General features: G+C 66.6%; 9 protein-coding genes. 8 read left to right on the plus strand and 1 reads right to left on the minus strand.

Annotated features, from left to right (window positions below; all coding sequences use genetic code 11):
- The first annotated feature begins 358 nt into the window (after window positions 1-358).
- Both AC1Z3O_RS20440 and galE read left to right on the plus strand, forming a co-directional pair.
- Entirely contained in the window at window positions 359-1,372 is a 1,014-nt protein-coding gene (locus AC1Z3O_RS20440; RefSeq protein WP_483517709.1) for a tyrosine-type recombinase/integrase, read from the plus strand.
- A 52-nt stretch (window positions 1,373-1,424) separates the two neighbouring features.
- Complete coding sequence (galE, locus tag AC1Z3O_RS20445) at window positions 1,425-2,447, plus strand: UDP-glucose 4-epimerase GalE (protein WP_483517710.1); 1,023 nt, start codon at window positions 1,425-1,427, stop codon at window positions 2,445-2,447.
- Between the two features lie 364 nt (window positions 2,448-2,811).
- On the opposite strand, the gene AC1Z3O_RS20450 is transcribed toward galE, so the two are convergent.
- The gene (locus AC1Z3O_RS20450; RefSeq protein ID WP_483517711.1) at window positions 2,812-3,117 is read right to left on the minus strand and encodes an H-NS histone family protein; all 306 of its coding nucleotides are present in this window, start codon (window positions 3,115-3,117) and stop codon (window positions 2,812-2,814) included.
- A 456-nt stretch (window positions 3,118-3,573) separates the two neighbouring features.
- Here AC1Z3O_RS20450 and AC1Z3O_RS20455 point away from each other — a divergent pair, with 456 nt between their 5' ends.
- The 6 genes from AC1Z3O_RS20455 (at window position 3,574) to AC1Z3O_RS20480 (ending at window position 12,161) form a co-directional block, all read left to right on the plus strand.
- A complete protein-coding gene (locus AC1Z3O_RS20455; RefSeq protein ID WP_483517713.1) occupies window positions 3,574-5,277 on the plus strand; it encodes a methyl-accepting chemotaxis protein in 1,704 nt (567 codons plus the stop codon).
- 110 nt (window positions 5,278-5,387) lie between these two features.
- Window positions 5,388-7,352, plus strand: a complete 1,965-nt coding sequence (locus AC1Z3O_RS20460; RefSeq protein ID WP_483517714.1) for a putative bifunctional diguanylate cyclase/phosphodiesterase — start codon at window positions 5,388-5,390, stop codon at window positions 7,350-7,352.
- 167 nt (window positions 7,353-7,519) lie between these two features.
- Window positions 7,520-7,903, plus strand: coding sequence for a response regulator (locus AC1Z3O_RS20465; RefSeq protein WP_483517715.1), 384 nt, complete (start codon window positions 7,520-7,522; stop codon window positions 7,901-7,903).
- 157 nt (window positions 7,904-8,060) lie between these two features.
- Window positions 8,061-8,543 (plus strand): chemotaxis protein CheW, encoded by a 483-nt coding sequence (locus AC1Z3O_RS20470; protein ID WP_483517716.1) that lies wholly within the window; start codon window positions 8,061-8,063, stop codon window positions 8,541-8,543.
- Between the two features lie 42 nt (window positions 8,544-8,585).
- Window positions 8,586-10,235 carry a methyl-accepting chemotaxis protein gene (locus AC1Z3O_RS20475; RefSeq protein WP_483517717.1) on the plus strand — a complete coding sequence of 550 codons (1,650 nt, stop codon included), beginning with the start codon at window positions 8,586-8,588 and terminating at the stop codon, window positions 10,233-10,235.
- A gap of 141 nt (window positions 10,236-10,376) precedes the next feature.
- A complete protein-coding gene (locus AC1Z3O_RS20480; RefSeq protein WP_483517718.1) occupies window positions 10,377-12,161 on the plus strand; it encodes a methyl-accepting chemotaxis protein in 1,785 nt (594 codons plus the stop codon).
- Window positions 12,162-12,248: the final 87 nt, after the last annotated feature.

A 12,248-nucleotide genomic window follows, 5' to 3' on the forward strand; every position in this document is an offset into this window, starting at 1 on the left:
AAATCGGTATCGCGCACGCGCGTCACAATGTCTCGAATGTATTCCGAGCCCGGCAAAAATGCCATTTCGCATTTTTTAATTCTGTTGCAGCGATTTTGCTAACTGTCGGCCAACTACCGACTAATTGTTGCTGCTGGCGATGTCTGCCCCGTCACGTGACCTTAGGGTGTCGTATAGTTATCTTTTTTCTGCCTCGCCGTTGCATGCTTGGGCCGGCTATGGCGCGGCGGCAAGGATGGCGCGGCGTTAAAGACTGTGAGCCGGTGTCTGCAGCTGTGGCCCTTTGATTACAATGCCGCAATGTGCGTCAACCCTTCGGCACGATCAGGATGGGCCTCGGCATGGTACAGGAGCGTCAGTGAACACCAACTCAGCCAGCAGCGAAACGCAGCCGGCGCTGTTTGACGCCGACCTGGCTGCCTGGCGCAGCCAGCCGGAGCGCGCGTTCGATGGCTGGCTGGCCAGCCATGGTTTTCGCAAGGCAACCGCCATCGTCTACCGGGCCATGTGGGGCAAGCTGCTGCGCTGGTCCGGCGAGCGCGGACTGGCGCCGTTGAGCTGGTCGGCCGAACAGATCGGCGAGTTCCTCGATGCCCAGAATCTGCACAAGCACCACCGCTACCGCTATGCGCGGCTGATCGAGCGCATCTTCCATCATCTGGCCGGCCTGCAGCAGGGTTTGCACAATCCGGCCACCCAGGCGGTGCGAGCCAGGCTGGCCGACGGCGAAAACGATCCGATGGCCTTCCTGTTGCCGGCCGAGCGGGAGCGCCTGTCAGCGCAGCTGCTCGGTGCGATCGGCGGGCCTGAGCCGGCACGTGAGTACTCGCCAACACAATGGAAGCGTGCGCGCGACCTGGCGCTTCTGGGTGTGCTGCTGGGGGCCGGACTGAAGGTCGGGCAGGCGCGCGCGCTGCGTCTGGAGCAGTTCGCCCCGGACCTCAGCGCCGTGCGCATGGTGCGGCCGGACAATGGCCGCAGCTACGATGCACCGCTCTTCGCCTTTGCCAGGCCGGCGGTGGCGTCCTGGCTCGACGTACGCAGTGCCGGCGGTGCGCTCGGGCAGTTGGCATTTCCGGCCACGCCGGACGGCCGGCCAATGCATGCCGCTTCGGTCTACCGCCGCGTCGAGATCCTGCTGGACCAGGCCGGCGTGCTGCTCGGGCGCAGTGAGCGCGCGTCGCCGCAGACGCTGCGCAATAGTTATGGCGTGCTGCATTTCGAGGCGGGCGCGGGGCCGGCGGCCGTGGCCCAGTACCTCGGCATGCGCGATCTCGAATCAGGCTGGCGTCTGCGCGCTGCCTACGAAGCGTGGATGGCGCGCAGCGGACAACTGGCAACACCCGCGGAGCCGGCTGCAGATGCGCCGTGACTCTGCCTGAATACGTGGAAATCAATTAAAACCAACAGGGAATGGAATACCAATGTCTGAAACCTTGCTGCTGACCGGTGCCACCGGCTATATCGCCTCCCACACCTGGGTGGCGCTGCTGGAAGCGGGCTACCACGTGATCGGCCTGGACAATCTGTGCAACAGCAGCCGCTCGGTGATCGACCGCATCGCCACGATCACCGGCAAGACTCCGCATTTCGTCGAAGGCGATGTGCGTGACGACTCACTATTGCGGAAACTGTTCGCAGAAAACGACATCACCGGCGCGATCCACTTTGCCGCCCTCAAGGCTGTGGGAGAGTCGGTCGCGCAGCCGCTCACCTACTACGGCAACAACCTGCAGGGTCTGCTGGCGCTATGCGAGGCGATGCAGGCGGCGGACGTGAAACAACTGGTCTTCAGCTCCTCCGCCACGGTTTACGGCAATCCGCACACGGTGCCCATTCTCGAGGATTTTCCGTTGTCGGCGACCAATCCGTATGGGCAGACGAAGCTGATGGGCGAACAGATCCTGCGTGATCTCGAGCGCTCCGATCCGTCCTGGCGCATTGCCTATCTGCGATATTTCAATCCGGTCGGCGCGCACCATAGCGGCTTGATTGGGGAGGATCCGGGCGGCGTGCCAAACAATCTCATGCCCTATGTGGCGCAAGTGGCGGGAGGGCGCCGGGAAAAGCTGATGGTTTTCGGTGGTGATTATCAGACCGTCGACGGCACGGGCGTGCGCGACTATATCCATGTCTGCGATCTGGCCGATGGCCACTTAGCGGCGCTCGAATATCTGCGCCGCGAGGGCAGTGGCCTGACGGTGAATCTCGGTACGGGACGGGGCTACAGCGTGCTGGAGGTGGTCAAGGCCTACGAGGCTGCCAGCGGGCGGCCCGTGCCCTATGAGATCGTCGCGCGGCGACCAGGCGACATTGCTGCCTGCTATGCGGATCCGGCGCTCGCGCAGAAGCTGCTCGGCTGGCATGCCCGGCATGACATCGAGCGGATGTGTGTGGATTCGTGGCGCTGGCAGTCAATGAATCCGCTGGGATTCACGAGCGCCTGAGCGGGGCGCGATAGCAGCACGTATGACGCCGGCGGCGCCCGCACAATAAGCCGCCGGAAAAAGCAAAGGCCGGGCAGTACCTGCGCATCACCCGGCCCGTCCCCCCGGAACGGAAATGCTGCGCGGGCCTCGCTTGGGCGAGGCCCGCGCCTTCAACCGATGATGCCGGTACTGACCGGCCTGAGGCCTAGTGTCCTGTTCCGCAAATTCCTAGTCGCGAAATCGCCCAGTTGCCCGCTAGGCGTCGTTGCTCGTCGTTGCCATAGCTACGGCTATGGCGCCTCCTCACGCCTAGCCTGACAGCCAACTGGACGATTTCACTTTGCCTAGTGATTTGCAGAACAGGACATTAGGTCCGCGGTGCTCAGCGGATCAGGAAGTCTTCCACCGTCTTGCCGGCGGCCAGGGCCTGGGTCAGCCAGCCCGGGCGCTTGCCGCGGCCCGTCCAGGTGTTGCCGGCGTTGTCGCGGTAGCGAACGGGTACCTTGCGGCTCATCTTCTTGCTTGCGCCGGGCTTGGCGCCAAAACCGAGGTCGTCCGCCGTCAAGCCATATTGCTCGATTTTCTGGCGAATATCAGAGATCACGGCAGCCTGTTCGCGTGCCTTGATTTCCTCTGCCTGCTTCTGGAGTTCGCTGATTTGCTGAACGATTTCCTGATATGTCGCCATTGCTTGCCTCGATTTAGGGGTGGGAGCGTGAAGATTCGCCTGAATTATAACGATCGAATCCTACCGTGCAAATGCCTTTAACCCGTTTGAGGAAGGTTTTACAAAAAAAATTGAGGGCGCGCCCGTTTAATGAACTTTCTGCGCCGGCTCAGGTCCGCGGATAGCCCCTTCTCATAGATGGTTTCCTGTCCGCCGGCACCTTGGCGACAAAGCATGGATAACCTGATCATTCCGGCAAGATAGCGCCACGATGCGCCATGAATTGCCGAATAGTGATGCCGGCATAACAATCCCGGCAAAGCAAAAAGGACGCGTTTGGTATATTCCGCTGCGCTCGGGGTGACTCAAGAACGTCCCCGGCCGGCCGATATCCTGCGAGTGGGTCATCGGGAAGTCGGTCTGCCAACCAAGGGGCGTAGGCGTGCCCCGCCGGGTACGTCTTGTCCAAGGTGCATCATGTCCTTTCATAAAAACATAGAGATCAAGACGCTGTTGCGCGGCGCGATGGCAACGCTGTCGGCGCTGCTGCTCCTGCTTGGCGCGGCGGGCCTGTACGGCATCTCGCAGAGCAACCGTTCGCTGCAGGAAACCTATTCCAACCAGCTGGCGTCGGCGGTGAACCTGGCCGAGGCCATGCTGGGCACCACGCGCACGCGCCTGGCGCTGGATCGCGGCACCTTGCCGGGCGAGGACATGGAGGCGGTCGTCGCGCGCTCCAAGGTGTTCGTCGACAGTTCCGCCACGGCCTGGGACCGCTATATGAGCCTGCCCCAGACGGACGAGGAGAAGGCGCTGGCTGCGCAGCTGGGCCGCACCCGCGAGGCCTTCATGGCGCAGGGCGTGCTGCCTCTGCAGCGTGCCCTCCTGGCCGGCGACCAGGAGACGGCCGCGCGGCTGGTGAAGAAGAACCTGCCGGAACTCCAGCGGACCATGGTGACCGCGCACGAAGCGCTGCAGGACTTCCAGTTGAAGGCGGGCCGGGCCAATTTCGAATACGCGCAGAGCCGTTTCCAGCAGGTGCGCGTGCTCTCCATCGTCCTGATCGCCATCGGCCTGCTGACCGCCCTGTTCTGCGCCATCGGCCTGCAGCGCGCCATCGTCGCGCCGGTGCAGGAAGCGCTGGCGGTGTTCGAGCGTATCGCGCGCGGCGACCTGACGTCGCGCATCACCAGTGTCTCCCGCAACGAGGTCGGGCGCATGATGCAGGCGCTTGCGGCCATGCAGGACAGCCTGTCGAAGGTCGTCGCCGAGGTGCGCGGGGGGGCGGACTCCATGGCCTCCGCCACGCAGCAGATCGCGAGCGGGAACCAGGACCTGTCGCAGCGGACCGAAGAACAGGCCTCATCGCTCGAGCAGACCGCCGCCAGCATGGAAGAGCTGACCACAGTGGTGCGCCAGAATGCGGACAATGCCCGCGAGGCAGGCGTGCTCGCCGGCGAGGCCTCGCAGATCGCCCTCAAGGGCGGCGAGGTCGTGGGCCGCGTCGTCGACACGATGAATGAGATCAACGGCGCTTCGCGCAAGGTGGTCGAAATCATCGGCGTGATCGAAGGGATCGCCTTTCAGACCAATATCCTGGCGCTGAACGCGGCAGTGGAGGCCGCGCGCGCCGGTGAACAGGGCCGCGGGTTTGCGGTGGTGGCCGGCGAAGTGCGCAGCCTGGCGCAGCGTTCTGCGGCGGCGGCCAAGGAAATCGAGGCGCTGATCGGCGAGTCGGGGCGCCGCGTCGAGAGCGGCACCCGACTGGTGGCCGAAGCCGGGCAGACGATGGGCGAGATCGTCCACGCCGTCAAGCGCGTGACCGACATCATGAACGAGATCGGCGCTGCCTCGCAGGAACAGACCAGCGGAATCGAGCAGGTCAGCCAGGCCGTGGGCCAGATGGACCAGGTGACCCAGCAGAATGCTGCGCTGGTCGAGGAGGCGGCCGCGGCCGCCGGCGCGCTCGAGGAGCAGGCACAGAAGCTCAAGAGCGTGGTGTCCGTCTTCCAGCTGGCCGGCGTCTCCGGCCAGCCGGCCGCGGCGAAGGCGGTGGCTGCGGCGCAATCCTCGCAGTCGCGGCCGCAGCCGCAATTGCGCCCCCGCGCGGCGGCTGTGCCGGCGCTGCGTCCGGCCATTGCGACGCCGGCACCGGCTGGCGATGACTGGAGCGCCTTCTAGGCGCGCCGCGAATCGCCCACCGGGTTCACATGGCGCACCTGAAATGACATGATGCGTGCTTTTGCCCACGTTGTGCCCACCCAATACACGCGGCTGCCATTGCCGGCCGCTTGTCTGCAATGATTGATAGCCTCCTGCTACTCGTCGTCTCGCTGTGTCTGGCCATCGGCCTGGGCCTTGGGGCGGCCGGCGGGCAACGCGCGCCGGGCCGGTGGAACCTCCGCTCCATGCATTGGATGCTGATGCTGGGCGCTTGCGCCTCGGTCGGCCTGCCTGCGTGGATCGTGCTCGTCGCTGGCGGCGTGCGGGACCTCGGCGAAACGCCGCAGGCCGGCATCGCCGCGCTTGGACTGGGCGCCGTGCTTGCTGCCGCTTTCAAGCTGCTGCGACGCGCTCTTCTGCGCTGGCGCAGCGCCTCTGTGATCGCCGCCCTGGTCGTCACCGGCGCGATGGCGACGGCTGGCATGGAAGTGGGCCGGGTATGCGGCCATCGCGGCGCCGTGTCGCCGCGCGCGTGCCTGGCGTCTTTCGAGGCGCCGTCGCCGGCATGGCTGGCGCTCGGCGTGCTCTCGCTGGCCATGATGACGTGGCTGGTGCTAGGCCTGCGCTCGCGCTTCGGCACGCCAGCGCAGGCGCGCATCGTGAACGCGCTGGATGACGGGGCCGATCCGCGCGCCCTGGGCCGTGCGCTTGACGGCGGCGGCCTCGTTCGCCGTGCCCACGGGCGCAATCCCGGCCGGCTGACCGTGCGTCCCACCGCGGGCGGTGACCACGAGGTCGGCGAATACAGCGTGGTCGATGAACTGCCCGACCGGGCGGCCTTTGCGCGCTGGCTGGAACAATCGATCGCGCATGCGCGGTTTGCCGACACGAGTTGCGCCGTGCTGCTGGTGCATATCGCCGACTTCCGCGAGGTCGACGAGGTGTTCGAGGTGCGCGCCGACGACATCCTGGCCCAGGACGCCAGCGCGCTGGCGCAGGCCGTGCTGGAGCCCCATGACTTCCTTGCGCGGCTGGCGCGCGACGAGTTCGCGGTCGGCGTGCCGGAACTGGTCAGCTACGGCCGGGCCCAGGAGCTTGGCTCGCGCCTGCTCGGATCGCTGGGCGAGTTTGTCGCCGCGCGCGGGCTGCAGATGCAGATCGGGGTGAATATCGGCATCGCCATCTACCCGCGCGATGCCCAGACTTCCGAGACGCTGATGCAGGCGGCTCGCGTCAGCCTGAGCGAGGCGCGCGAAAGCGGTTCCAACCAGATGCGCCAGTTCAGCTCGGCGGCGGGCGAGCGCGCACGCCGGGTGCGCGTGATACGGCGGGACCTGTGGCCGGCCATCGAGGATGATGCCCTGTCGCTGGAATACCAGCCCAAGTTCGACGTCAAGCAGCGCAAGGTGGTGGGCGCGGAGGCGCTCTGCCGCTGGCGGCATGCCGCGCTGGGCGCGGTCAATCCGGCGGAGTTCATCATGGTGGCCGAGCAGTCGGGCCAGATCGACAAGCTCGACGACTGGGTGATCGCCTCCGTCTGCCGCCAGGTAAAGCAGTGGCGCGACCAGGGGCTGCCGACCGTGCCGGTCGCGATCAATGTCTCGGGACTGCGCTTCGCCAGCCGCAACTTTCCCCAATACCTGATGGAGCAGATCCATCAGCAGGACATCCCGCCCTCGGCGATCACGCTGGAGATCACCGAGACGGCGGCGATGAAGGACATCGGCAAGTCGCTCGAAACCCTGGCAGAGTTGCAGGCGCTGGGCATTCACGTGGCGCTGGACGATTTCGGCAGCGGCTACTCCAGCCTGGGCTACCTGAAACGCCTGCGCGTGGGCACGCTGAAGATCGACCGCACCCTGATCGGCGGGCTCGATGCCGATGCCCAGGGGCGCGCCATCGTGGGTTCGATGGTGGCGCTGGCTCACGAGCTGCGCATGCGCGTGGTGGCCGAGGGCGTGGAATCGGCCTCGCAGCTCGACATCCTTGCCGGCATGGGGTGCGACGAAGTGCAGGGCTACCTGCTCGCGCGCCCGCTGGGGCCGGGTCAATTCTCGGCCCTGCTGCGCGACCGGGAGCCGGCGCCGGCCTGAGCGCCCGCGCCAGCCAGCGCGTCCGTTCGCCATTCTGCAACGGGCGCTAAAGATGTGGCCCGCTGTGCCGTTATCCACCGCAGGCGCGGTGGCGTCGGCCGGTGCCCGTGGCGCCGGCCGCTCCGTGCCTCGGAGCGGCGCCCGCACGCCGGACCTATGGAGTCGCCATGTCTTCCACGAGCATCCTTGTCGTCGACGATTCGCCTTCGCTGCGCGGCATGATCGCCGCCTGCCTGCGCGCCGCCGGCCATTCCGTTGCCGAGGCCAGCGACGGCGCACAGGCGTGCGCCCTGGCATCGGGAGCGGATTTCTCCCTGGTGGTGACCGATCTGGTCATGCCTGGCATCGACGGGCTGGGGCTGATCCGCGCCCTGCGCGGCAATCCGCGTCACGCCCGTCTGCCCATCCTGGTGCTGAGCACCGAGGCCGATGACGCGGTGCGCACGCGGGCGCGCGAGGCCGGCGCCTCCGGCTTTCTCGGCAAGCCCTTCGATCCCGAGGAACTGCTGCTTGCCGTCGGGGCGCTGATGAACCCTACCGACGTGGGGTGAAGGGCGATCGATGTGGGCCTTCAGGCACGCGCTGGCCTGCCGTTATCACGGAGGCTGAAGCTGGCGTCGTGGCGTCGTGGCGGGTCCGGCGCCATGCGCCGATGTGGCCGATGTGCCGGCATGCCCGCACTTCACGGGTAGACAACAGGAGCGGAAGATGAGAGACAACATCAAGGCCGACGGTGCCGGCGCGGAGTTCCTGGCATTCCGGCTCGGCAAGGAAGAATACGGCGTGGATATCCTGAAGGTACAGGAGATCCGCGGCTACGAGGCGGTCACCCAGATTGCCAACGCGCCGGCCTATCTGAAGGGCGTGGTCAACCTGCGCGGCACCATCGTGCCCATCATCGACCTGCGCATCAAGTTCAGCCAGGAAAAGGTCAGCTATGACCAGTACACGGTGGTGATCATCGTCGATCTGCACCACCGCACCACCGGCATCGTGGTCGACGGCGTGTCGGACGTGCTGACGCTGGCGCCCTCGCAGATCAAGGCCGCACCGCTGCTGTCGGGTGATATGGATACCGACTACATCCGCGGGCTGGGCTCAATCGAGGACCGCATGCTGATTCTCGTCGACATCGAGAAGCTGCTTGACACCGAAGAACTCGCCGCGCTCGACGCGGCTGCCGCGGCCTGATCCCGGCGGCCCCCCGGCCTTGCCCCAGCCGCAATTGCGAACATGCGAAACAACCAGCCAGTCACCCACCACGAGTACAAGCTCTCCCCGACCGATTACCTGATCTCGCGCACAGACCTGAAGGGGCGAATCACGTTCGCCAACCGGGCCTTCGTGGAGGCAAGCGGCTATTCGCATGAGGAGTTGATGGGCGCGCCGCATAACCTGGTGCGCCATCCCGACATGCCGCCGGAGGCGTTCGCCGACTTGTGGCAATCGCTCCAGGCTGGCCATTCCTGGCGCGGGTTGGTGAAGAACAGGCGCAAGAACGGCGACTTCTACTGGGTCAATGCCACGGTCACGCCCACGCGCGTGGATGGCCAGATCATCGGCTACACCTCGGTGCGGGCGATGGCGGCCCCCGAGCAGGCCGAAGCGGCGGGCGCCGTCTATGCGCGCATCCGCGCAGGCGACAGCGGCCTGATGGTGTGCGGCGGCGCGGTGGTGCGGCGCGGGCCGCTGGGCTGGGCCGGACGCCTGCTCCGCCTCAACCTGAAGCGCCGCATCATCTGGTCGCAGGGCGCTGCGGTGGCTTGTTTCCTGCTGACGCTGGTAGCCGCGGAGCTCCAGGGCGCCGAGACGCTGTCGGCGCTGCGGCCCTGGCTCTGGGGCGGCTTCGGCCTGGCCGTGTTGTGCGCCTTCTCAGCCGGCTCGCATCTGCTGGCGCGCGTGCACCGTCCGGTCGAGGAGATGCTCGACTTCGCACTGCGCATGGGCGCGGGCGACCTGACCACCCGTTTCGAATACCAGGCGGCCGACGAGGTGGGGGCGCTGGCGCAGGCGATGCAGACCATGCAGCGCAGCCTGCTGTCGGTGGTCAATGAAATCCAGGAAGGCATGAGCAGCATCGCCACGGCGACGCGCCAGGTGGCTGCCGGCAACAACGACCTGTCGCAGCGCACCGAGCAGCAGGCCGCCTCGCTCGAACAGACGGCGTCGAGCATGGAAGAGCTGACCGGCGCGGTCAAGCAGAACGAGGACAACGCGCGCCAGGCCAGCGACATGGCCGTCAACGCCTCGGAAACCGCGCTCAAGGGCGGCGAGGTGGTGGGCCGTGTGGTCGAGACGATGGAGGAGATCAACGAGGCGTCGAAGAAGATCGTCGACATCATCGGCGTGATCGAAGGGATTGCCTTCCAGACCAACATCCTGGCGCTGAATGCGGCGGTGGAAGCCGCGCGTGCCGGCGAGCAGGGCCGCGGCTTCGCGGTGGTGGCCGGCGAGGTGCGCGGCCTGGCGCAGCGCAGCGCGAACGCGGCCAAGGAAATCAAGGGCCTGATCGGGGATACGGTCGCGCGCGTGGACAACGGCACCACGCTGGTGGGGCAGGCCGGTCAGACGATGGAAGAGATCGTGCAGGCGGTCAAGCGCGTCACCGACATCATGGGCGAGATCCGCACGGCCTCGGCCGAGCAGAGCTCGGGCATCGAACAGGTGAGCCAGGCCGTGGCGCAGATGGACGAGGTGACGCAGCAGAACGCGGCGCTGGTGGAAGAGGCAGCGGCCGCGGCCGGCTCGCTCGAAGACCAGGCCGGCAGGCTGCGCGAGGCCGTTGCGACCTTCCGCATCAGCCTGCAGGCTGAAGCCAGGCCGCAGCGCCCGCGTCGGGCCGACCTGGCGCTGCAGCCGGCAGCGGACAGCGCTGGCGGCTGAGCGGGGGGCGCTCGGCGCCGCAGCCTGGAAGCACAAAGAAGTGAAAAGAAGCTGAAAGCAGCTAAAAGAAGCCGAAAGAAGCAATCCAGCGGGGGCAGCACGGGCGCCGTCGCATCTATTCAAGACAAGGGGGTAGTTGTCATGCAATGGTTCAATCAACTGCGCGTCACGACAAGGCTGATTGCCGGCTTTCTCGTCGTGGCCGTCATCGGCGCCGTGATGGGGCTGCTCGGCGTGGTGAACATGGGCCGCATGGCCGAGTGGACCGGTAAGATCTACAACGAGGATCTGCAGGCGCTCAAGGCGGTCCAGGACGGCAATATCAACCTTGTCTACGTCAGCCGCGCCCAGATCGGACTGCTGTCGGCGTCCACCATGGGTGAGCGCTCCGCCGAGAAGGAGCTGATCGAAAAATCCCTGGCCACGCTCGATGAGCGCATCCGCAAGGCCAAGCCTTCTTTCATCCAGCAGGAAGGCCAGGCGCTGGTCAAGCAGTACGAGACACTGATGCCCGCCTATCGCGAGCGCATGCTCAAGTACGTCGAGATGGTCGGCAAGCAGCCGCTCGACACCTCGCAGTTCGATAGCCAGGTGTTTACGGAAAGTGCCGAGCTGCTCAAGGCCAGCCACGCGCTCGAGGATGTGATGGCCAAGATGGTCAAGCGCCGCGACGACCGGGCCCGCAGCAATATGGAAGAAGCGCGCGGCGTCTACGATGCGACCCGCGTCTGGATGCTCGTGCTGGTGCTGGGCGGCCTGGCGGCATCGGTTCTGCTCGGCTACTTCGTTGCCCGCGCGCTGGCGCGCCAGCTTGGCGGGGAGCCCGGCTATGCGGCGGCCATTGCTGCGCGCATTGCCTCCGGTGACTTCTCTACCGCGGTGAAGACGCGCCCGGGCGACAAGAACAGCCTGGTGCATGCGATGGGTCAGATGCAACAGGAACTGTCGCACATGGTGCACGGGTTCAAGGTCTCGGCCGAGTCGATCGCGTCGGCGTCGCGCCAGATTGCCGCCGGCAACAGTGACCTGTCGCAGCGTACCGAGCAGCAGGCCGCCTCGCTCGAAGAGACGGCGTCGAGCATGGAAGAGCTGACCGGCACGGTCAAGCAAAACGCGGACAACGCGCGCCAGGCCAGCGGTCTGGCGGCCAATGCCTCGGAGACCGCGCTCAAGGGCGGCGAGGTGGTGGGCCGTGTGGTCGAGACGATGGAGGAGATCAACGAGGCGTCGAAGAAGATCGTCGACATCATCGGCGTGATCGAAGGGATTGCCTTCCAGACCAACATCCTGGCGCTGAATGCGGCGGTGGAAGCCGCGCGCGCCGGCGAGCAGGGCCGCGGCTTTGCGGTGGTGGCCGGCGAAGTGCGCAGCCTGGCGCAGCGCAGCGCGAACGCGGCCAAGGAAATCAAGGGCCTGATCGGGGATACGGTTTCGCGCGTGGACAACGGCACCACGCTGGTGGGCCAGGCCGGTCGGACGATGGAAGAGATCGTGCAGGCGGTCAAGCGCGTCACCGACATCATGGGCGAGATCAGCGCGGCCTCGGCCGAGCAGAGCTCGGGCATCGAGCAGGTGAACCAGGCCGTGGCGCAGATGGACGAGGTGACGCAGCAGAACGCGGCGCTGGTGGAAGAAGCAGCGGCCGCGGCCGGCTCGCTCGAAGACCAGGCCGGCAAGCTGCAGGAATCGGTGGCCCACTTCCGCCTGGCTGCGGCCGACCGGATGACGCCGGCCGCCGCCAAGGCGGCGGGCACGCCCAAGGCGGCGCTGACGCAATCGGCCGCTGCACGCGCGGCGCGCCGTGAGCCGAGCGTCGGCACCGGCGCAGCGGCAGCGTCGCGGCCGGCGCCGGCCGTGCCTGTCGCGCGTCCCGCAGCGGCCGTGCCCGCCGCAGCGGCCGACAGCGGCGACTGGAGCGCGTTCTGACCTGACTGCCTTCGACGCATGCCTGGCCCCTGCTAAGGCCGCCGGGCATCGGGAAAGGCAGGACCGTACCCGTTTCTGCGAGCCCTT

This window comes from Cupriavidus sp. 09_S30 (assembly GCF_056930435.1).

Coding starts and splice junctions, on each gene's coding strand:
- AC1Z3O_RS20475 (WP_483517717.1), top strand. CDS start 8,586: ATGCGAAACAACCAGCCAGTCACCCACCACGAGTACAAGCTCTCCCCG.
- AC1Z3O_RS20465 (WP_483517715.1), top strand. CDS start 7,520: ATGTCTTCCACGAGCATCCTTGTCGTCGACGATTCGCCTTCGCTGCGC.
- galE (WP_483517710.1), top strand. CDS start 1,425: ATGTCTGAAACCTTGCTGCTGACCGGTGCCACCGGCTATATCGCCTCC.
- AC1Z3O_RS20480 (WP_483517718.1), top strand. CDS start 10,377: ATGCAATGGTTCAATCAACTGCGCGTCACGACAAGGCTGATTGCCGGC.
- AC1Z3O_RS20450 (WP_483517711.1), bottom strand. CDS start 3,117: ATGGCGACATATCAGGAAATCGTTCAGCAAATCAGCGAACTCCAGAAG.
- AC1Z3O_RS20470 (WP_483517716.1), top strand. CDS start 8,061: ATGAGAGACAACATCAAGGCCGACGGTGCCGGCGCGGAGTTCCTGGCA.
- AC1Z3O_RS20455 (WP_483517713.1), top strand. CDS start 3,574: ATGTCCTTTCATAAAAACATAGAGATCAAGACGCTGTTGCGCGGCGCG.